General features: G+C 50.8%; 22 protein-coding genes. 3 read left to right on the forward strand and 19 right to left on the reverse strand.

Annotated features, from left to right (window positions below; all coding sequences use genetic code 11):
• Positions 1-417: 417 nt before the first annotated feature.
• The 3 genes from NYE70_RS22210 to NYE70_RS22220 all read right to left on the reverse strand — a co-directional run bounded on the left by NYE70_RS22210 (position 418) and on the right by NYE70_RS22220 (position 2,631).
• Positions 418-1,299, reverse strand: a complete 882-nt coding sequence (locus NYE70_RS22210; RefSeq protein ID WP_341048265.1) for a diacylglycerol kinase — start codon at positions 1,297-1,299, stop codon at positions 418-420.
• 235 nt (positions 1,300-1,534) lie between these two features.
• Entirely contained in the window at positions 1,535-2,341 is an 807-nt protein-coding gene (locus NYE70_RS22215) for a sirohydrochlorin chelatase (protein ID WP_341048267.1), read from the reverse strand.
• Entirely contained in the window at positions 2,341-2,631 is a 291-nt protein-coding gene (locus NYE70_RS22220) for a YerC/YecD family TrpR-related protein (protein ID WP_091230469.1), read from the reverse strand. Before NYE70_RS22220 ends, NYE70_RS22215 begins: the two co-directional genes overlap by 1 nt.
• Positions 2,632-2,880: 249 nt before the next feature.
• Here NYE70_RS22220 and NYE70_RS22225 point away from each other — a divergent pair, with 249 nt between their 5' ends.
• Complete coding sequence (locus tag NYE70_RS22225) at positions 2,881-3,381, forward strand: hypothetical protein (protein ID WP_213654595.1); 501 nt, start codon at positions 2,881-2,883, stop codon at positions 3,379-3,381.
• A 19-nt stretch (positions 3,382-3,400) separates the two neighbouring features.
• On the opposite strand, the gene corA is transcribed toward NYE70_RS22225, so the two are convergent.
• The 4 genes from corA to NYE70_RS22245 all read right to left on the reverse strand — a co-directional run bounded on the left by corA (position 3,401) and on the right by NYE70_RS22245 (position 7,427).
• A complete protein-coding gene (corA, locus tag NYE70_RS22230; RefSeq protein WP_213654594.1) occupies positions 3,401-4,360 on the reverse strand; it encodes a magnesium/cobalt transporter CorA in 960 nt (319 codons plus the stop codon).
• Between the two features lie 91 nt (positions 4,361-4,451).
• Positions 4,452-5,441: an inorganic phosphate transporter gene (locus tag NYE70_RS22235; RefSeq protein ID WP_211022932.1), complete on the reverse strand. Its 990-nt coding sequence runs from the start codon at positions 5,439-5,441 to the stop codon at positions 4,452-4,454.
• Positions 5,442-5,535: 94 nt separating this feature from the next.
• Positions 5,536-6,150, reverse strand: a complete 615-nt coding sequence (locus NYE70_RS22240; RefSeq protein WP_114498688.1) for a DUF47 domain-containing protein — start codon at positions 6,148-6,150, stop codon at positions 5,536-5,538.
• A 197-nt stretch (positions 6,151-6,347) separates the two neighbouring features.
• Positions 6,348-7,427, reverse strand: coding sequence for a DUF3048 domain-containing protein (locus NYE70_RS22245; protein WP_341048272.1), 1,080 nt, complete (start codon positions 7,425-7,427; stop codon positions 6,348-6,350).
• Between the two features lie 150 nt (positions 7,428-7,577).
• Here NYE70_RS22245 and NYE70_RS22250 point away from each other — a divergent pair, with 150 nt between their 5' ends.
• On the forward strand, positions 7,578-8,087 hold the full coding sequence (locus tag NYE70_RS22250) for a DoxX family membrane protein (RefSeq protein WP_211022934.1): 510 nt from the start codon (positions 7,578-7,580) through the stop codon (positions 8,085-8,087).
• Positions 8,088-8,117: 30 nt separating this feature from the next.
• Here the strand turns inward: NYE70_RS22250 and NYE70_RS22255 are convergent, their stop codons facing one another.
• The 3 genes from NYE70_RS22255 to NYE70_RS22265 all read right to left on the reverse strand — a co-directional run bounded on the left by NYE70_RS22255 (position 8,118) and on the right by NYE70_RS22265 (position 10,197).
• Positions 8,118-8,909 carry a dioxygenase family protein gene (locus NYE70_RS22255; RefSeq protein ID WP_211022935.1) on the reverse strand — a complete coding sequence of 264 codons (792 nt, stop codon included), beginning with the start codon at positions 8,907-8,909 and terminating at the stop codon, positions 8,118-8,120.
• 120 nt (positions 8,910-9,029) lie between these two features.
• Complete coding sequence (locus tag NYE70_RS22260; protein ID WP_341048275.1) at positions 9,030-9,857, reverse strand: alpha/beta hydrolase; 828 nt, start codon at positions 9,855-9,857, stop codon at positions 9,030-9,032.
• A 124-nt stretch (positions 9,858-9,981) separates the two neighbouring features.
• Positions 9,982-10,197, reverse strand: coding sequence for a hypothetical protein (locus NYE70_RS22265; protein ID WP_290405791.1), 216 nt, complete (start codon positions 10,195-10,197; stop codon positions 9,982-9,984).
• A gap of 274 nt (positions 10,198-10,471) precedes the next feature.
• Here NYE70_RS22265 and NYE70_RS22270 point away from each other — a divergent pair, with 274 nt between their 5' ends.
• Positions 10,472-11,155, forward strand: a complete 684-nt coding sequence (locus NYE70_RS22270; RefSeq protein ID WP_341048278.1) for a DUF1129 family protein — start codon at positions 10,472-10,474, stop codon at positions 11,153-11,155.
• 72 nt (positions 11,156-11,227) lie between these two features.
• Here NYE70_RS22270 and NYE70_RS22275 read toward each other — a convergent pair whose 3' ends face one another.
• The 9 genes from NYE70_RS22275 to purD all read right to left on the reverse strand — a co-directional run bounded on the left by NYE70_RS22275 (position 11,228) and on the right by purD (position 19,516).
• The gene (locus NYE70_RS22275) at positions 11,228-11,986 is read right to left on the reverse strand and encodes a hypothetical protein (RefSeq protein ID WP_341048279.1); all 759 of its coding nucleotides are present in this window, start codon (positions 11,984-11,986) and stop codon (positions 11,228-11,230) included.
• Positions 11,983-12,684: an ABC transporter ATP-binding protein gene (locus NYE70_RS22280; RefSeq protein WP_341048946.1), complete on the reverse strand. Its 702-nt coding sequence runs from the start codon at positions 12,682-12,684 to the stop codon at positions 11,983-11,985. The genes NYE70_RS22275 and NYE70_RS22280 overlap by 4 nt, the downstream gene beginning before the upstream one ends.
• A gap of 28 nt (positions 12,685-12,712) precedes the next feature.
• Entirely contained in the window at positions 12,713-13,087 is a 375-nt protein-coding gene (locus NYE70_RS22285; protein ID WP_211022940.1) for a GntR family transcriptional regulator, read from the reverse strand.
• A 222-nt stretch (positions 13,088-13,309) separates the two neighbouring features.
• A complete protein-coding gene (locus NYE70_RS22290) occupies positions 13,310-14,074 on the reverse strand; it encodes an ABC transporter permease (RefSeq protein ID WP_341048280.1) in 765 nt (254 codons plus the stop codon).
• The gene (locus tag NYE70_RS22295) at positions 14,067-15,035 is read right to left on the reverse strand and encodes an ABC transporter ATP-binding protein (RefSeq protein ID WP_341048281.1); all 969 of its coding nucleotides are present in this window, start codon (positions 15,033-15,035) and stop codon (positions 14,067-14,069) included. Before NYE70_RS22295 ends, NYE70_RS22290 begins: the two co-directional genes overlap by 8 nt.
• A gap of 246 nt (positions 15,036-15,281) precedes the next feature.
• Positions 15,282-16,544, reverse strand: a complete 1,263-nt coding sequence (gene ilvA, locus NYE70_RS22300; RefSeq protein WP_211022943.1) for a threonine ammonia-lyase IlvA — start codon at positions 16,542-16,544, stop codon at positions 15,282-15,284.
• 157 nt (positions 16,545-16,701) lie between these two features.
• Positions 16,702-16,929: a hypothetical protein gene (locus tag NYE70_RS22305; RefSeq protein ID WP_211022944.1), complete on the reverse strand. Its 228-nt coding sequence runs from the start codon at positions 16,927-16,929 to the stop codon at positions 16,702-16,704.
• Positions 16,930-17,032: 103 nt separating this feature from the next.
• Positions 17,033-17,938, reverse strand: coding sequence for an AraC family transcriptional regulator (locus NYE70_RS22310; RefSeq protein WP_341048949.1), 906 nt, complete (start codon positions 17,936-17,938; stop codon positions 17,033-17,035).
• Positions 17,939-18,244: 306 nt separating this feature from the next.
• Positions 18,245-19,516 (reverse strand): phosphoribosylamine--glycine ligase, encoded by a 1,272-nt coding sequence (gene purD, locus NYE70_RS22315; protein ID WP_341048283.1) that lies wholly within the window; start codon positions 19,514-19,516, stop codon positions 18,245-18,247.
• Between the last annotated feature and the right edge of the window lie 513 nt (positions 19,517-20,029).

Consider the following 20,029-nt stretch of genomic DNA (forward strand, 5'->3'; position numbering starts at 1 on the left):
GGGGATCAGCAACAACTCGAACCTATTCACTTCAACTAACTGGACTGTATATCAACTAACTGGATTTTATACATCTAATTTCGCAACTTACGCGTACATGAGCTGATTAACTGGAAAACCTACATCTATTTTTGTGAAAAAAGGACGTTTGCGCTCGGACCCCTCAATTTAGCTGTAGGTTCTACAGTTAATGCTTCACATTTAGCCAATTTCTCGAAATTACCTGTATAAAATCCAGTTAATTATCGGTCGGCACATGAGCCAATAGGGCAAAACCAGCCGGCCAATATACATCATCGGCTACGACGGATAATCCCCGGGATGAGACCCTCTCTCATCCCGCCCATCTAGCTAGTTTAACTAACAAAGAGCCACACTCACCGGATATTTGCCACTTTCGATCATCGAACGCCTTACCTAAGCAAAAATCCGCAAATGTTGCGGCAGAATCTCGAACACGCCAGGCAGCTCGCCGCCGAGCTCACCGTCGAGATTGAGCAGCACGTTGCCCGGCGAGGTCACTTCCATCCGCTGCGTCTTGAAATAGACAACATGCGTGTCATTGAAGTGATCGCCGCGCAGCGCCATCGTCACCAGGCGGATGAACTCCGCCAGGTTGCATTTCTTGACGGCGATGACGTCCAGCAGGCCGTCGTCGATTTGCGCGCCAGGGGCAAGCTTCTCGAAGCCGCCGACGGAGTTGCTGTTCGCGATCAGGAACAGCATGAACTCGCCTTCCATACGATCATGGCCTTCGGCATCAATGATAAGATGGGTCGGCGACAGGCTGGCCATTTTCTCAATGCCCTTCATGTAATAAGCCAGCTGGCCGATCAGCGTTTTGAGCCGGCTCGGCACTTCATAGGTCAGCTCCGTCAAAGAGCCGCCGCCGGCAATATTGATGAAATGGCGCCCATTCACCTTGCCGATATCGATCGGACGGGTTTTATTCTCAATGACCAGATCGCAATAATCCTCCCAGCGCTTGGGGATCTTCATCGCGCGGGCGAAATCATTGGTCGTTCCGAGCGGGAAAATCCCCAGCGGAGGCAAGTTATCCTTGCCGGCCATCCCGTTCACGACCTCATTCAGCGTGCCGTCTCCGCCGGCCGCGATAATGATATCATACCCGCGATCCACGGCATCCGCCGCTTCGCGCGTGGCATCCCCTTCCCCTGCCGTAGCATGGCAGGAGGTTTCAATTCCGGCCTTATCCAGCCGGTCGAGCACGTCGGGCAATAGCCGCCGCATCTCTTCCCGTCCGGACGTCGGATTATAGATCAACCTAGCTTTTTTCATTCCATTAACGCCACCTATTATCCGCATTTATAGAGGTTGTTCAAAAAGTCATCTTTCCACGACGAAGCAGATCATGAAGTGATTCGACGTCGAATCTTGAATTCAGCCGGGCCTTCCGTTGCTCACGTACCCCATGTACGCTCCGCTACTCACTCCCTAACTTCATCCAACCTTCTTGGTCCTGAAAACCTGACTTTTTGAACACGCATTTATTTACAAATGTGTGTTCATCCTCTTATTGACTCAATGTCTCCATTATATTCAATATTTGCCCTAACATCCAGCGAGCGAGAAAAGGATGCGGCAGCAAGGCGTCCCCGGAATACCGGAAATCAAGGCCGGTAAGCCTGGATGGAATCGCGGTCTTCGTAAAATAGCCCGCGCTGAGGAAGAGCGGCGCCACAATGACCTCGAAACCCCGTTCCTCATTCCAATAGCTTACCTTGCGCCTTACGCTGTCCGGATTGAGCAGCGCATAATCGGCATCCGCGAGCCCGCTGAGCTCTCCCGTTCGGGCTGCCAACGAGGAAATGCCCCGCTCCCAGCGCTGACGGAAACCGTCGTGAATGCTGCCGTGTCCTACAAGCAGCAATACTTCCCGCTCGGGCTCCCGCGACAAATTTTTCACCTTATCCCAGATCATTTCGGCGATCACAGGGTCGTCATCGATCGGATCACCAAAAAACACGCGTGCGGAGCAACGGAGCCGCTCCATGTCGGTCTCTTTCTCCGGCGTGTTCTTAACGCCAAGGGCAAATGCAATTTCATCAATATGCGTACTCCCGGAGGAAACGAACAGAGGGATTACGATCAGATCGCTTACGCCTAGAGCTTCCAGGCGATCAATGCCATCCTGAATCAGTCTGCCTTCCACCTTTTCCAGAAATGATGCCTCTACCGGAACATCCTGCGGCAGTCCGGCCGTCGCTGCTGCAACGGCCTCATCCACCAGAATGACCCACTCCGGGTCAGGCGAGCCATGACTAATGACTAATACGCCGGGTTTAAAGGGCATGTCCGCCTGGTTAAAAGAATCCATCATTAACGTCCCAAACGGTCCAGCGTCATTTTGTAACCGTCATTGCCGTAATTGAGGCAACGCTTGACCCGGGAAATCGTTGCCGTACTGGCGCCGGTCTCAGCCTCAATTTGGTTGTACGTGTTCCCTTTGCCGAGCATTCTCGCAACCTCAAGACGCTGAGAGAGCGATTGAATTTCATTGACTGTACATAAATCATCAAAAAAGGTATAGCATTCCTCGATGTCTTTCAGAGTAAGAATGGCTTCGAATAATTGATCAATCGTTTTATCATTCAACTTCTTAAGCTGCACTAGATAATCATCCCCTAATGTTACTGTATCCACAATCCCATTGTACCCGAGCCGAGTCCCCATTTTCAAGCATTAACGGTTTCACGCATCACAGAAAGAACGCCCAAATCCGGCAATCGCCTATCGAATCGGGACATTCGTCTATACGCATTCGCCTCCGGGCACATACAGTGTAGTAAACAAACGCCTATCAAGGGCGGGTTCAACGGTTCAATTTTAACCAAAATATTAATAAAGGAAAGTGATCCAATGCCACATTACCAATCTCCTCACCGGAGCGCAGCGCCGTCTTCTTATCCATACAATGACATTTACCCGGGGATTACCCCTTATGACGCCACGGACTTACCGCTAACTGCCGAAGCTTCCGCATTTGCTCCATTCTCGCCGGCCGCGGGAAGCTCATTGACCACGCTTCCCGCTGCAGCGGCTGCGGATACAGCCACCAAAGCTGCATCCGGATTCTCCCTCGCCAATATCGGCGGCATGATCGAGCGGTTGGGCGGAATCGAAGGTATCCTGGCCACGATGGGCAAAGTGCAAAAGGTCATGCAGACCGTCCAGCAATTTGCGCCTATGGCCAAAATGTTTGCAGGACTTCTTCCCGGGGGCAAAGGCGCGAAACTGCTGGGCGGGTCCGGAGGAAAACTCGATGAGTATAAGCCCCGCCGCAAAACCCGGGGCAAAAAAGGCCGCAAGAGCACTTCCGGCTCCCGCAGCCGCAAAAAAACAGGCAGACGCCGCCGCTAATTCCCGGCGGCGTCTTGCTTTATTTGAACCAGCCCCGCTTCAGGAAGGCAAAGATCATCCAGATGCTGAGCAGGCCCATCAGTCCCAGGACGGCAAAATATCCGTATCGCCACTCCAGCTCAGGCATATACGCGAAATTCATCCCGTAAATGCCTGCGATCAAGGTGAGCGGCATAAATACCGTAGTAATTACGGTAAGTGTCTTCATGATCCCGTTCATCCGATTGGAATTCAACGAAATATAAGAGTCGCGCAGATCCGCGGTCATTTCGCGATCGGTCTCGATCATTTCCGCCAGCTTCAACAAATGATCATGAATGTCCGCAAAATAAGCACGCGGTTCTTTCTCCCCTTGTATATGCTGCGAATTCAAAATTCGGTACATCAGATCCCGCATTGGAACAATCGTCCGGCGCAGCTTAAGCAGCCGGCTGCGAAGATCAAACACCTGATTCATCAGCACCTCTACGGATTCGCGGCTCCCCTGCTTTTCCAGCTCGTCCAGCTCGTCCTCAACCGCATAAACACAGGGAAAATATTGATCCACGAGTGCATCGATAACCATATATGCCGCCACAAAAGGTCCCCGTGCCCAAGCCTTCCGGTTCTGCGCCCGGCCCGCCAAGCTGTTCCACACATCATCGATTTCCTTAAGTCTCCGGTGATGAAACGAAACCAAAACCTTGTCCCCGATGAATAAGTTCACTTCTTCCGTATTCAAGGTTTCGGGATCCAGGGCATGAAGGACGAGAAATTCATAACCCTCATAGTAATCGACCTTCGGTCGCTGCAATACATGGAGGCAATCCTCAATTGCCAGCGGATGAAAATGAAAAAAATGATCCAGCTGCTCCGCCTCTTCCGCACTTGCCTCGTTAAAATCCACCCAGCTCCAGCCGTATTTCGAATCTCCGATCGACTCCAGCGGAATACCCGTCTCCACTTTATGATCATGCGTAATGCCCATGGCTCGGATCATGCCGTCTCCTCCTTCCTGTCTCTTCTTCAATATATAAAGAAAAGCCAACCCGGTCAGATTGGCTTTCGTGTCTTACGCTTGATTCATTATATTAGAACAACACCGTGTAAATTAGTCCTGCCAACACAGCCACGATTGGAATCGTGATTACCCAGGCAATAACGATCCGTCCGGCCAGCGACCATTTTACGGCCGAGAACCGCTTGGCCGAACCTACGCCGAGGATGGCCGAGGTAATGGCATGCGTCGTACTAACAGGCAAGTGCAGCAATGTTGCTCCGAAAATAACGGAAGCGCCGGTAATATCGGCGGCAAAGCCGTTAATCGGTTCGATTTTGAAAATTTTCGTACCCATCGTTTTGATGATCTTCCAGCCGCCGATCGAAGTTCCGAGTGCCATAGCCGTCGCTGCGGAAAGCTTGACCCACAATGGAACTTCCATATGGTCCTGGTATTTGGCCGTAACCAGCGCAAAAGTGATGATCCCCATCGCCTTCTGGGCATCGTTCGTCCCGTGGGTAAAGCTCTGAATCGCCGCCGTGATGATCTGCATCGTCCGGAAGCCTTTATTGACCGTATGCGGACTGCGCTTGGCAAAGACCCATTTAAGTATCATCATAACGATGTAACCAATAACAAAGGCGATCAACGGGGAGAATATCAATCCCTCGAGAATCGTAGTAAAACCGCTCCAGTTCAATTTCTCCGAGCCGGCTCCGACAAATACGGCACCGGCCAGAGCCCCGATCAAGGCATGCGACGAAGAAGAAGGAATCCCGAACCACCAGGTAATCAGGTTCCAGATGATCGCCGCGAGCAGCGTTGCAATCAGTATCTCCAGCCCGTTATCCAGCTTGGCGGGGTCCGCCACACTGCCGCCGATCGTTTTGGCCACGCCGGTAAACATAATAGCCCCGAGAAAGTTCATGACAGCCGCCATCATGATTGCGGTCCGCGGCTTCAGTGCCCGGGTAGAAACTGAAGTCGCGATCGCATTCGCCGTATCATGAAATCCGTTGATGAAGTCAAAAGCGAGCGCCAGTATGATAACGATGACAATAATTAGTAGACTCGTATCCATATCTTTTTTGCACAGACCCTGGTCTCTCTATATCTGAATCCGCGCAATCCCAACCTCCCGAAAATCGATTGTAAACCTAAAAGTCTGGCTTAACTTATGAATTGCGCATGATAATGGATTCCAGCATATTCGCCACGTGTTCGCACGCATCTGTCGTCGTTTCAAGACGCTCGTAGATCTCTTTCTTCTTGATCAGAACGATCGGATCCGTCACTTTCGCAAACAGCTCGTTAATGCAAATTCTCAGCAGCTCATCGCCTTGATTCTCCAGGTCATTCAGACGAATCGTATATTCGCGAATGGCAAGAAGCTTCTTCTGGGACAGCAGATGAATCGCTTTTTGAATTTCGTAAGCCGAATTGCGCAAAATTTCCGCAAAGTGGATGATATGCTCGTCCGGCTCATTCAGATGATACATATAAAAACGGGATGTCGTCGCTTCCAAACCATCCATGACATCGTCCAGCGTTGTCGTCAGGTTCATGATGTCATCACGTTCAATGGGTGTAATAAACGTTTTGTTCAATTCGACGATAATGGTGTGTGTGTATTCGTCGCATTTGGACTCAAATTCCTTCATTTGCTTAGCAAATTGAGCCACATCCTTAAATTCCGTTACCTGCTGGGCGAAATAGTCCGCCGAATGGACGATCGTATCGGCCATGTTCTCCAAAGTTTGGAAAAAGATATCCTTTTTCTTCACTCGCATCTGAGTTCCTCTTTTCTCTACGTGTAATTTTTACACTCCTAACACCTGTAACACACCTGAATATTCTATCACAACTCGTGAGTTTATAGGAAATAATGTCGCAAACATTTCATCTTCATTTGCTTATATTTACCCTAACTTTCCCATTCTTATCCTTAGTTCCCCATAATTCAACACGGCTATCAGACTTTGCCTGCTTATTCCGTCTTCACATGACTGTCGAAATCCGGTTGATTCGGCACCACATTGAAATAAGTAGTCCCGGGAACAAAGGGAACCTCGACATTATCCTTCACGAAGCGGATGACATCGTCCGTGCGATGTATCCATTGCCCGCGGATAGCCTTTCCCTGCTGGAACAATATGGCTTCACCTCCAAGATTGAGGTCCACGGCCAAACGGCCCACGTCGTCGAGTACTTTATGGTCCGCGCCCAGCACAACAACATTGGCAGCCGTTAAAGTCTCTCCCGTGTCGAGATTGGTATGCGGGCTTCCGTTAATGTACCTTTTATATAATTTAGTCTCCGTATCGTACTCATAAGTCACCTTGTAGTTGTCCAATTGGAACTTGATCTCTATCGAGCCCACCGGTTCCCCTTCAATCGGGTCGTCCTTGCCCCGGAACGTATAGCCGGGAACATCCGTATCTTCGGTGGCGTATCCCCGTTTGGCCGCGCCCTCCAGCAGCTTCTCCACATTGGAGTATAAATTGTGCGGCGCTTTCCGCGATTTATCCCGCCAGAAATAGGCTCCCGCATTCGTGATCTCGTCCAGATCCTCCTTATGCTGGCGCTGAAGCACGGCATAAGCGTCGTTGCTCGCCCCTGCATGTACCAAAACTCCGTGATAACTCTCGCCAAGCTCGATCATGTACGGGCGAATACTGCGAATGGGTCCGATTTTAGCCTCATCCGCATTGCTGTGAAAGATCGACACCAGCCGTGTCACCCCGCCCTCGGCCAGAACTTCATAGACGATATCGGCGCCTGACAGGCCGGATTGGGGCCTTGCGGCCGGGGCATTATTCACCATGACCGCCAATGGACGCCGGGTCAAGGGTTCAACCAGCGGCATGCCCGTTAGCGGAGCCGTAAACGCGGAGCCTTCGGTTTCCGCAGGCTCACCGGATGGCTCATTATTTTCACTGACAACCGGTACTGTAGACTCGTCCTCGGGAAGCGAGCCCCCTTGCTTCTGACCGCAGCCTGCAAGAAACAACAAGCCTGCCAACAACACCAGGAAAATAAACCTGGTTCTCGTGATGGATAATTTCATGATTCCTCCGTATAACTATGTATTACCTCCATTATACGTCGAATAAAGTCATGGCGAAAAGAACAATTGTACGAGATTGGCAAGAAATGTCGGGCATTTATTACAAATTTTAATTATAGTGTAGTTATAAGAAAAGGAGGAGATGTCCAAATGTTTGTTCATTGGTTGAGGAATAATGTGATCGCTTCATGGCTGCTCGCCGTGATCCGGATCTATGTGGGATTCGAGTGGTTGACTTCAGGCTGGGGTAAACTGACCGGCGGTTTCGACGCCAAAGGCTTTCTGACCGCAGCGATCGATAAGAGCGGCGGTGAACATCCCGCCGTCCAAGGGTGGTGGGCTTCGTTTCTCGAGCATTTCGCCCTACCTGGCGTAGGACTGTTTAATGTGCTGGTCCCCGTAGGCGAAGTACTGGTCGGACTTGGCTTGATACTGGGCCTATTCACTTGGGCGGCGGCCTTGTTTGGCATGATCATGAACTTCGCGTTCTTGTTCTCGGGAACGGTAAGTACGAATCCGCAGCTGCTTCTGCTGCAAATTTTCATTGCCGTTGCGGGTGCGAACGCAGGTCGGATCGGGCTCGACTATTATGTACTCCCTTATTTGCGGCGGGTGTTTGGCCGCAAACGCGTTACCGGCACTTTCCCCGGCAACCGGTAAGGTAAGTAAAGGGCCAATTGGATCGGCCCTTTACTCCAGGCTGCCGAACCTCCAACAGTTCAGGCTGAGGCTGCCATACTCATAGCCTTGATACAATTTAAGGGCCTTGCGGTCATGATCCGCGGCTCCCATGGCATAGAAGAGCGGGGCGAAATGCTCCGTGGCATAAGACGGAACGGCTTCCCTTACATGGGGAGCCTTTTTCTCGTATTCAAACAAGGAACGAAGATTCCATTTCCCCAGCTGTTCCCCAATCCAGTCGTCAAAAAGAACGGCCCAGGACGCTGGGGCCGCTCCCTCGCGATCCAGGAGACGCAAATTGTGAACAAGCCCGCCGCTGCCGATGACTAGTACATCTTCATCGCGCAGACCAGCGAGCATTTTACCGATGGCATATTGTTCGGAAGGCGAACGTTTCGAATCTACGGAGAGTTCCACTACGGGTATGTCTGCATCCGGAAACATGGCGCGCAGTACGACCCATGCCCCATGGTCTAGACCTCTGCCCGAGACGGGCCGGAATGGCAGATTGCAAGAGCCAAACAAGGCACCGATTTCCTTGCTCAGTTCCGGTTGGCCGGGAGCCGGATAGCGAATGCTGTACATTTCTTCCGGAAAGCCGTAATAATCGTGAATCGTAGCATGAGTTTCGTCTTCAGTGAGAAGCTGGACGGAGGAATCCCAATGCGCCGAGAAAATAACGACCGCCCGCGGGCGTTTCAGCGTCTTCTGTCCCAACTGCCGAAGAAAATCAATGTAATCATCGTTTCCGATAGCCAGGGTCGGGGACCCATGGGCTATAAACAATGCAGGCTGAGCCATTTATCCGGCCTCCCGTCAAAGCGAATGGTATACTTCCATTTTATCCCTAAAGGAAGCCATTTACCACTTTCACGGAAAAAACCGTCTAACTTTTTCATTTCTCACGTCATACGCGAAAGCTCAGATCATCCAATGCTGCCAATTGCTGTTCGCGGCTTCCAAACCGCCAAGCCATTCTCTCGTTTTCCGAAGCAGTTGTTCCCGGGTTTCTCCGGAAGAATACGTGTGATCCGCCTGAAAAATAATCTCTTTGTCGCAGCGGCCTTCCTGACGCATCCAGAACACTTTCTGATAGAGGAACGCATAATCGGCCGGGATGGTATCATCGGATGTACCATGGATGACCAGCACGTCTCCCGTAAATTTGACCGCTTCCTGAAACGGCTGATAGGTGCCGAGTGATTCGAAAAATACAGGGCTTAAGCCATATCCCAAATAATCGGCAGTGCCATGCTTAATTGCCTCATCATGAACCTTGCGTCCGGTAATTTTAACAATATCGCTGAACGGATACCCGACTGCGGACCAAAGGATCAGGTTCTTGACCCGCCGGTCCCGCGCTGCCGTAAGCAATGCGACCGCTCCGCCAAGACTATGGCCGATCAAGGTTACCCGGGTCGGATCGATATCGCCGATGGAAAGGGCGTAATCAAGCACCGCCCTTGTCTGCGCGATCATTGAATCGATCCCTTCCCGTCCGTATTCGCCGCTGCTCTCCCCGCATCCGATGTAGTCGAATCGGACGACGAGGTAGCCCTCATTCGCCAGGTCCCGCGCAGTCTTGACGAAGAGCCGGTCCACTCCGATCCGGCTACCGACGAAGCCGTGGCAGATGACAACGAGCGGAACCCGGTCCTTGCACCGTCCTGTTTTCTTGTCCTGAGCCGCATAATGAATGCTTGCCGCAATCTGTTCTTCCCCGTGATGGATAGTAATCTGCCGTTCCATATCCAGTCCCTCCGTCCGCAATGCTAATTGAGAATTAATTAATATTATATTAATCCGATGAGTTTAATATGAATTGATATTAAATTCATCTTAGCACCGCTGCTCTGGAGTGTCAATCCTTTCCTCACTCGTAGGACTGGATAAAGTACATCCGGGTTTGTTCGGTTCCCTCCCATTGATTTGTAAAGAGGCTGTCCTCAGGACGACCCGCGTCCATTGACATCCCTTCATCATTGACGGAGTCCACGGCCTCCTCTTCACTCACCACTTCCTCCAGGCTTCCCCGGGAATGACTGTTCAACAAAAATCTTCGGGTCAGTTCAGATTCGTATTTGCCCATTCGTCCATTACCTCCTTTATCTTTTGCTGTAGTTTCGGCGGAGCCGGAGTCTTTTTATTCCTTGTTCAAAAAATAGACAACCTTGGTTACTGATTCTCCGGTCATACATGGAATTATCCGAACGGTAAGGTATAGCCATTTCCGTAGGCCCTTGCGGAAGTGACAAAATTTGCAGTATACTACTGGAGAAAATCGGTAAATTAAAAGCAAAATGGGAGAATCAATCAGGATTTGCACAGGTTGGGAGGAGAGGAAATCATTGTACATTCATGAGATGATTCATGAAACTAAAACATTAAGACAACGAATGACCCCGGCTAACGAAGCCTATTTTGGGGAAATGGTCATGTACATCCGATCCGGTTCGAGTTCTTTGACGGAAGCAAAGGGAGAAGAAGTACTGTTGGGCTTGGCCAGACAAATCATCAAGAATCAGGACAAAGGCATTACCGCCGCAGAGCTATTCGGAACCGACGCAGCCGCCTACTGCGAACAGCTTGTGGATGATGTCAATATGCGTAAACCGCGGAGCACCAAAGATAAAATCAAATACTATACGATGATCCCATGGGTTGCTTTAACCTGGGTCTTCTTTATTTACATGATCACCGGCTTCTTCAGCAAATGGTTTGGCGGAGAGCTGGAATATACCCTGATCAGCAGCGCTTCGCTCCTTCTTATTGCCGCACTTTCCATCGTATTAATGGAATTGGTCACACGGTTTCTCGGCCCCGGCTCCAGAAAGAGCGAGCAGGAGCAAACCGCCGCCCGATCGCGCAAATTTGATCCGAAAGCGTTAGGCGTGTACCTTGCCGTTGCCGTCGGCCTGGTCGCCATCGGATTGCTTTTGGGCCGGATCATGCCATCCTTTACCGTTTCGCCTTGGGATAGCTTAATCATCTTCGTCATCGGGATTCTCGGGCAAAAATTCATTTTCGGACGACGGACCAAATCATAAGCAAAATAAAGGCCGGACCGGGACATGCTCCATACGCATGCCTCGGCCGGCCTTTATTGAATTTTGCGATTTTTAGATTTCCATTTTTCGATTAATCAAATAAGAAATCAACCAAACCATCAGCCCCATGAATACGGCTTCGACCGCAAAAGCACCCCAATGCAGTCCGAACATATTCTCGGAGGAAAATTCCGCGCTCATTTCCCCCGAACCGGTTTCAGCTGAGAATATGCCTACCGAAAAAACTCCGAACTCGGCGCCGAACAAAGCTTTCTCTATCACGCCGATCACATATTGAATGACGAAGAAAGTCAAAATTCCGACCCAAGTTCCACCCTTGCCGCGAATGCTAATAGCTGCGCCGATCGCAATCGCCAGAAAAATCATTATAATAAACAAGCTGTACTGCCATACCCCGAGCAGAAAAATGACGACCATATCTTTTATAATTTCTCCGTTCAATCCGTTGAACCCTGGCAATGTCGCAATATTCAGATACACAAGTCCATGGACGGCCATGATCGCCAACACGGTAAGGATAAAAATCCAGCAGAGCAAGAACGAAGAAATGACCGACCAGACCGGATGCACCGGCAATAACCTGCGGTGGTAAGCCTTAATGTTGTGATCGAACGTTTTGCTGCCGAGGACAATGACGAAAATCCCCGCAGAAGCATAGAGAATAACAATTAAAACGACGGTTATCTCCGTTGCCCAATTTCGCGTAATTCCGAACCATGTGATCAATAATTCGGCAATTGCCAAAATGGCGACCATTCCCAGAAAGGTATTGGCATTCCGCTTCCAATCGTATTTTAGCAATTTCATCATTCCGCAAACACCTCTTTGAACATGTCGTCCACGCTTTTTCCGTGCTTAAGCCGTATATCCTCCACTTCCTCCTGCAGAACGATCTCGCCGTTTCGGATGAAAATTACTTCATCAAAAATCCGTTCAATATCCCGGACAAGGTGGGTTGAAATGACCAAACTGCTGTCCTCGCTATAAAATTCAACGATAGCGTCAAGAATTTTCGCCCGGGCCACCGGATCGACTCCGCCGATCGGTTCATCCAGCAGGTATAGCTTGGCCTGGCGGGACAGCGCTAGCGTCAGCTGCAGGCGTTCGTTCATCCCTTTGGACAGGGAGCTTACCCGGTCCGAATCCTTCAAATTCATAAAATCCAGCATTTTCTTTGCCTTTTCCTCGTCAAAATCGGAATAGAAATCGCGGTAGAACCCAACCGCGTCCCGCACCTTCATCCAAGACTCCGTCAAGGGACGGTCCGGCATGAAGGATACGGCCGATTTGGTGCCGAGTCCGACCGGAGCACCCAGCACGCTGACGCTTCCACTCGAGGCCGGTATCAATCCGGCGGCAATTTTCATCAGCGTGCTTTTCCCGCTGCCGTTCGTGCCAAGCAGACCGATAATTTTGCCGGAGTCCACGCCGAACGAAACGTTGTTTAACGCCGGTTTCGAACGGTATGACTTCGATACTCCTTCAAACTTCATTAATTTATCTACCATCACTCGCGTCTCTCCTTTGACGTTCTGGTTATCGCCGTTCCTCCGGCTTAACGGCTTCCGCGACGATCGCCGTGATATCCTGGTCCGTAAACCCCAGTTCCTGCATTCCGTTAATGAATCTTTCCAGCAAATCGCCGGCCATTTCTTTTTTGATCGACATAATTTTCTCTTCCTCACTTGTCACGTATCTTCCAAGACCGCGTCTCGTCTCCACTACGCCTTCACGCTCCAATTCCTGAAAAGTGCGTTGCACCGTATTCGGATTGATTTGCAGCTCAGCCGCAAGTTCACGCACGGAGAGAATTTTGTCTCCGGCTTTCATTTTTCCGGTCACGATCTCCCGTTTGATATAATTCATAATTTGAATGTAAATCGGCAGATTATTGTCGAATTCCATAGTCACATCTGGCCCTTCCTTTCCGCCGCTGATCAGGCCGTATTTTAAGAGGTCATTCAAAAAGTCATCTTCCCATGACGAAGCAGATCATGAAGCGGATTCGACGTCGAATCTTGAATTCAGCCTGGCCTTCCGTTGCTCACGTACCCCCATGTACGCTCCGCTACTCAGTCCCTAGCTTCATCCAACCTTCTCGATCCTGAAAACCTGACTTTTTGAACACGCGTTTTAAGCAACATCCCGTTTTTTAAACGTAACAAAGCTTGCTCCAAGAAACAAGACTAGATATACGGCAAGCACGATCAGCGAGAACGTCAGCGTCATGCCTTGAACCGGCGGAGTGCCGCCTTCCATATATACCGACAAGTTCACGTTTGTGAAAAGGACGTACTTGATGATGTCATATCTTGATAATAAACCGACGACCAGGCTTTCGATCAGAACCAGAAGCATGCCGACCCCAATCGTAGCTCCGGTAGAACGGGTTAAGACGCCGATCATAAACGTTACCGTAACATAGATCAGACTATACGCCAGTTGAACCGCCGCAGTGAGGAGAACATCCACCCATCCGTACTCTCCGGCCTGAAGGCCGAACAGCATTCCTCCAACGAGAAGCGAAAAGATACCCGCGAATAGAGATAGGGACAAAATATAAACCAGCACGGACACATATTTGGAAGCAAGTATTTTGCTGCGGCTCTGCGCCCGGATCAGGAGGAGCTTGATCGTCCCCAGGCTGTGTTCCTTCGCTACGGAACCGGCCGTCCCGATGATTGCCAGAAACGTAAGCAGCTGTCCCATGCCATTTTCGGAGAACACGCCGACCATAAATTCGAAGCCTGAAGGCATCCCGTCCTGCGAGCCGAAGTTCTTCATCAAATAAGCGATCATCACGACAACAACGGCGATAGCTGCGTAAGGAATGAAGAAGCTGCGTTTCTTGTACATTTTCAACCATTCATTCGTCACCAATTTTCCGAAACTAAGCAATGCGATTCCCTCCCGTCCATTTCAAAAACTCGTCTTCCAGCGATTCCTTAATCTCCTCAATCCGGTACAATGCGATTCCATCGGCACCAAGCGCTCCAACCACCCGCGGAATGTAAGCGTCCCGGACTGAAACTGTCACTTCGTTCTTCTCCTCCGACACGTTTAATACCGTAATTTCCTCCATCCGTTCCAGCCGCGCCTTCGTCTTACCGGCGTCATCCACCCGGAAGGTTACGTTCACTCGTTCCGCCTTCGCAGTTTCTCCGCCCGAGCCTCCGAGATTTCGAACCGTGACCAGCTTGCCTTCCTGAATGACTACAACCCGACTGCACATCAGCTCCATCTCCGACAGCAAGTGGCTGGAGACGAGCACCGCGATTCCCTCTTCGTTCGCAATCCGTTTGAGATAATCGCGCATTTCGCGTATCCCTGCCGGATCAAGGCCGTTGGTCGGCTCATCCAGAATGAGGATCGAAGGATCATGCAGCAAGGCTTGAGCTATTCCTAAACGCTGCCGCATCCCGAGAGAATAAGCCTTCACTTTTTTCTTCATCGCGTTCTCAAGTCCGACCAGCTTTACTACCGTACGGATCCGTTCCTCCGTAATTCCTTCCATCATCCGCTGATACTGCTTGAGATTATCGTAACCGGTCATATAGGGATAGAACTCCGGGTTTTCAATGATCCCGCCCATATGAGCAATGGCTCCCGTAAAATCCTTCCGGACGCTGATCCCTTTGACGAGCACATCCCCTTCCGTCATTCCAATTAAACCGACGATCATCCGGATGGTGGTCGTTTTCCCCGCTCCGTTCGGCCCGAGCAATCCGACGATTTCTCCTTTGTGTATGTCAAAAGAAAGCTTATCGACGATATTTCTGTTCTTGATTCGTTTAGTTACTCCTTTGACAGAAAGCACAGCCGTGTTGTCCGCTTTGCCTTTCTCTAAAGGTTCTTTCATTGAAATCACTCCTTATTCTTATTACGTACCAGTGTCATAGTTGAATAGTACACTAGTTTATTGGTATTGTAAAGCCTCTTTCTCAGATCTTGTGAAAAGAGGCTTCCGCCCGGGAGAATCGACGCCCTTATTGGGAATCATAAGTGGACACTTTTTTGTCTACCATGGGGCCGAGTTAGCATCATATAAAAAAAGCCCCGGCTAATCCGCCAAAGCGGACTGCCGGGACTATGCAGATTCCCAAACTCAAATCAGTAAATTAAACAAGTTCAGATCACGGTTTAACTCCGTATAAGGTATGCCTTTGGCCTCCATCCGTTCGATAAGCCCCTGGTAATCTTCCTTATCACTGAGCTCGATCCCGACGAGAGCCGGACCGTTCTCTTTATTGTGCTTCTTGGTGTATTCAAAACGAGCGATATCGTCATTCGGTCCAAGCACCTGCTCCAAGAACTCGCGAAGCGCGCCCGCCCGCTGCGGGAAATTGATCAGGAAATAATGCTTCAATCCTTCGTAGATCAAGGAACGTTCCTTCATTTCCTGCATCCGGTCGATATCGTTGTTGCCCCCGCTGATGATACATACGACAGTTTTACCGCGAATCTCATCGCGGTACATGTCGAGCGCCGACACCGGCAGCGCACCCGCTGGCTCGACCACAATCGCGCTGTCGTTGTACAGTTCAAGAATCGTTGTACACGCCTTCCCCTCCGGGACTTTGACGATATCATCCAGCAGTCGGGAGGAAATTTCATAATTCAGATCGCCGACGCGCTTCACCGCCGCCCCATCGACGAACTTGTCGATGGTGTCCAGCGTAACCACTTGCTTGCGTTGGATGGCTTCCGACATGGAGGCCGCTCCGGACGGCTCCACGCCGATCAGCTTGGTTTCCGGGCTCATCGCTTTCAGGTAAGTACCCACCCCGGAAACAAGTCCGCCGCCGCCGATCGTTACGAATACATAATCCGCCGGGGTATCCAGGCTCTCCATGATTTCCATGGCAATCGTTCCGTTACCAGCAACAATCTTCGGGTCGTCAAACGGATGAATGAACGTCATCCCGCCTTCATTGCATGCCTTCATCGCTTCCGCAAAAGCATCGTCATACGTATCTCCGGTAAGAATAACTTCTACCGACGAGCCGCCGAATCTTTTTACCTGCTTGATCTTCTGGTTCGGCGTAGTGCTCGGCATGAAGATTTTACCTTGGATACCGAGCGCGTTGCACGAAAAGGCTACTCCTTGAGCATGGTTTCCCGCACTCGCGCAGACGATGCCTTTCTCAAGCTCCTCTTTACCGAGGCTGCGAATCATATTGTACGCGCCGCGTATTTTAAACGAGCGGACAACCTGCAAATCCTCCCGTTTCAAATAAACTTTACAATCATATTTAGCCGACAGAGTCGGGTCCAGTTGCAGCGGCGTGCGTCTAACCACTTCCTTTAGAACATGGTGCGCACGAATGATATCTTCCATTCCTACCGTATGGCTTTTCGTTTGACTCATCTCTATCTCCTTCCAACTCGATTCTCTCATTCTTTTAAAGGTACACCTGAATCGCCCGAGGTTCAAGAGGTATCTTCATAATATCCTTGGTATCGTAAAAAACGTACAAACGCCCCTTGGCCGGCTGCGGATCAGCGTGGACCAAAGGGCACTGCACTTACTTTGAGCTCTTTTTAGCAACCATACTTGGTTTAGGTTGTACTTCCGTCTTATTGACATGGGCGATCTCGGTCAACTTCCACTCCGTTTCGCCCAGCACAAGATCGGCGGGAAACTCTTCTCCCTTTTGCAGATAGTTCTCTCGACCGAGTTCATCAGTATATACGCCTTCGACCTCCACGATTTCGCGGGAAACCGGAAGCATGTCTTTCTTCTCTTTGCTCACTTTAGATCGCCTCCTCCAGCATAGTATCTCCCGGGGGAAATCGTTTATCCAAAACGAAGAAGACCGCCCGGACTCACCCGGACAGTCTCTTCCCGTTCCCATCTCAGATTCTTTTCACAGGCCGCAGAACCGCATAACCATACCCTTCCGGAAAATGCCGCTGATAATCCTGCTTATCGTCTTCGTCCCATGCGTATCCGAGGGATGCGGGGTTGAAATTCCACGCCAGCGCTTCCACGGCCTGCATCACGGGCCAATTGTCCTTCAAATAATCATAAGGAGGATGAAAAAACACCAGGTATTCGGAGGCCGGAATCAGCCTGCAATCCATCCCGTCCGGGATCACGCCCGTATCTTCTACGGGGACGGGAATTCCATATAAGTAGCCTTTCTTCCCGTTTTCATAAAACCATCCTGCCGTCTGGCCCAACTGACCGATCAGCGTACGGCCGGACATGCTTTCCAGAGTCCCGCAAATTTCGTCGCAGTCATGTCCGTTTGCCCAGAACGAGCCATAGTTTGATACTTCCTTGTCTCGAATTCCGATAAATTGGTGGGCCGGAATATGCTCTACCTTAACCTCGATATGCTGGATAGCGGATTTGAAATTCATGTTCCATTGCTCCTTCATCGCGAAATGATAAGGAGAGAAGACTTCCTGCCGGACGGCCAGCTTGATGGGACGTTTCGATTTCCGGTAGGCGCCCGGCGTAATGCCGAACGCTTTGACGAACGCACGAGTCATCGCTTCCTGCGACGAAAAGCCGCATCCGATGGCAATGTCGAGCACCCGTTTGTCCGTATCGCGGAGCTCCAAGGCGACACGGCTGATCCGGCGCATCCGGACATAATCCCGAAGCGTCATCCCCGTCAGTGCATGAAACTGCTTTGTGCAATAATGCGGCGAGTAACCCAATTGCTGCGACATTGTAAGCAGCGAAGGCGTCTCCTCCAGATGTTCGTCAACCCAGTCAATCATCCGTTGTACCATCTCGTTCCATTCGTACATCTCCGGCAGCTCTCCTTTCATGAACAATGTATCACGATCATTTTCGAGGCTTTTGATCTGAATTGCAAAAATAAAGACCGCCCGCTGACGGACGGCCTGAATGGACGTTTCGCTATAAGTGCGAGTTCAAAAAGTCAGGTTTTCAGGACCGAGAAGGTTGGATAAAGTTAGGGACTGAGTAGCGGAACGTACTTGAGGTACGTGAGCAACGGAAAGCCCGGCTGAATTCAAGATTCGACGTCGAATCCGCTTCATGATCCCCTTCGTCGTGGAAAGATGACTTGTTTGAACAACCTCTATAAGTGATTATACCAAGGCCTTCGCAGCGATGTCCGTGCGGTTTTGCTTACCTTCGAACGAAATTCTGCCTGCTGCGGTGTAAGCTTTATCACGTGCCTCGGCAATATCCTTTCCGAGTCCGACGACGCCAAGCACACGTCCGCCGCTCGTCACCAACTCGCCAGCCTCGCCCTTGGCCGTGCCCGCATGGAAGACGAGCGCGTCCTTCTCCGAAACCTGGTCGAGTCCGTGAATCGGCAAGCCTTTCGGATAAGACGCCGGGTATCCGCCGGAGGCCAAAATGACGCAAACGGCCGCTTCCTCGCTCCATTCGATCTCCACATCAGCCAACGTTCCATTAACCGCCGCCAAAAAAATCTCCAGCAAATCGCTCTTCAGTCGCGGCAGAACTACCTGCGTCTCCGGGTCGCCGAAGCGTGCGTTGAATTCGATCGTCTTCGGCTTGCCGTCCGGCGCGATCATCAAGCCGGCAAACAGAACGCCCCGGAATGGACGTCCTTCCTGAACCATCGCCTTCGCGGTCGGTTTGATGATCGTTTCGAGCGCCTCTTCGATAATGCTATCCTCGATGTGAGGAAGCGGCGAATAGGTGCCCATGCCGCCCGTATTCGGTCCCTTATCGCCGTCGTATACCTGCTTATGATCTTGAGCAGCCGCCATCGGGCGTACCGTCTCCCCGTCCACGAACGACAGGATCGACATTTCCTGCCCCGCCAGGAACTCCTCGATCACGACCTGGCTGCCCGATTCGCCGAACACCTTGTCTACCATGATCTGCTTCAAAGCGAGCTCCGCTTCTTCCCGGGTAAAAGCGACGGTTACGCCTTTCCCTGCGGCCAAGCCGTCCGCCTTAATAACGATCGGCACAGGCTGGGCTTGCAAATAAGACAGCGCCGCTTCGTAATCGTCAAACTTCTCATAGGCTGCGGTCGGAATTTGATATTTTTTCAGCAAATCCTTCATGAAGGTTTTGCTGCCTTCGATCAGCGCCGCATTTTTCCGCGGTCCGAACACCGGTATGCCTTTTGCTTCGAAAGCGTCGACAATTCCGTCCACTAGTGGATCATCCGGTCCTACGACGACCAATCCAACCTTCTTCTCCAACGCAAACTCCGTCAGCCGGTCGAATTCATGAACCTGAATCGGAGCCAGCTCCGCAATTTGCCCGATCCCCGCATTTCCTGGTGCACAATAGATAACGCCAGCTTTAGGACTCTTGGCCAAAGACCAACAGATCGCATGCTCGCGTCCGCCGCCGCCGATAACTAAAATATCCATCCAACATTTCCTCCTTAATGTATACATTTCTGGTGCTACAGGTGCTCTTGGTGTTCTTGGTTGTGCTTAGCCGCTCTAAGCGTGCTTGCCTCGTCTAACGGACACAGGAGACGTTACATCGCCTAAAATGGCTCATTTCTGATTTTAACGGACACCACAGCACTTATTCCCTTAATTAGCGCCTACTTTACTGCCGAATCAGGAAAATAAGAGCTCCCATGTCCGTTAGGTTAGAAAATCTGTTATTTTCGCCCCCATAACGGCCGTGGTGTCCGTTACGCATGTGCGACCATTACTGTGCACATGTCCGTTACGCATATCTGCCCAGTACAGCGGGCATGTCCGTTACGTATATTGCCCGTTGCGGCGTGCATGTCCCTTACGCATATCCGCCCCATTACAGCGCACATGATCTTTACGCCATTTTACGCATTTGCGCGTCCGTCACGGCTGCGGTATGCGATACGCAAAACGCAATCTCCTCTTCGTCCAACGAAACTACACGAAAAACGA

It is taken from the genome of Paenibacillus sp. FSL R5-0407 (genome assembly GCF_038009185.1).
Classification (GTDB): domain Bacteria; phylum Bacillota; class Bacilli; order Paenibacillales; family Paenibacillaceae; genus Fontibacillus; species Fontibacillus vini.

Coding starts and splice junctions, on each gene's coding strand:
- NYE70_RS22240 (WP_114498688.1), bottom strand. CDS start 6,150: ATGCGAGTGAAGAAAAAGGATATCTTTTTCCAAACTTTGGAGAACATG.
- NYE70_RS22280 (WP_341048946.1), bottom strand. CDS start 12,684: ATGGTAGATAAATTAATGAAGTTTGAAGGAGTATCGAAGTCATACCGT.
- NYE70_RS22260 (WP_341048275.1), bottom strand. CDS start 9,857: ATGGAACGGCAGATTACTATCCATCACGGGGAAGAACAGATTGCGGCA.
- NYE70_RS22215 (WP_341048267.1), bottom strand. CDS start 2,341: ATGATGGATTCTTTTAACCAGGCGGACATGCCCTTTAAACCCGGCGTA.
- NYE70_RS22310 (WP_341048949.1), bottom strand. CDS start 17,938: ATGTACGAATGGAACGAGATGGTACAACGGATGATTGACTGGGTTGAC.
- corA (WP_213654594.1), bottom strand. CDS start 4,360: ATGATCCGAGCCATGGGCATTACGCATGATCATAAAGTGGAGACGGGT.
- NYE70_RS22245 (WP_341048272.1), bottom strand. CDS start 7,427: ATGAAATTATCCATCACGAGAACCAGGTTTATTTTCCTGGTGTTGTTG.
- ilvA (WP_211022943.1), bottom strand. CDS start 16,544: ATGAGTCAAACGAAAAGCCATACGGTAGGAATGGAAGATATCATTCGT.
- NYE70_RS22235 (WP_211022932.1), bottom strand. CDS start 5,441: ATGGATACGAGTCTACTAATTATTGTCATCGTTATCATACTGGCGCTC.
- NYE70_RS22255 (WP_211022935.1), bottom strand. CDS start 8,909: ATGGCTCAGCCTGCATTGTTTATAGCCCATGGGTCCCCGACCCTGGCT.
- NYE70_RS22225 (WP_213654595.1), top strand. CDS start 2,881: ATGCCACATTACCAATCTCCTCACCGGAGCGCAGCGCCGTCTTCTTAT.
- NYE70_RS22210 (WP_341048265.1), bottom strand. CDS start 1,299: ATGAAAAAAGCTAGGTTGATCTATAATCCGACGTCCGGACGGGAAGAG.
- purD (WP_341048283.1), bottom strand. CDS start 19,516: ATGGATATTTTAGTTATCGGCGGCGGCGGACGCGAGCATGCGATCTGT.
- NYE70_RS22275 (WP_341048279.1), bottom strand. CDS start 11,986: ATGATGAAATTGCTAAAATACGATTGGAAGCGGAATGCCAATACCTTT.
- NYE70_RS22295 (WP_341048281.1), bottom strand. CDS start 15,035: ATGAAAGAACCTTTAGAGAAAGGCAAAGCGGACAACACGGCTGTGCTT.
- NYE70_RS22265 (WP_290405791.1), bottom strand. CDS start 10,197: ATGGGCAAATACGAATCTGAACTGACCCGAAGATTTTTGTTGAACAGT.
- NYE70_RS22250 (WP_211022934.1), top strand. CDS start 7,578: ATGTTTGTTCATTGGTTGAGGAATAATGTGATCGCTTCATGGCTGCTC.
- NYE70_RS22270 (WP_341048278.1), top strand. CDS start 10,472: ATGATTCATGAAACTAAAACATTAAGACAACGAATGACCCCGGCTAAC.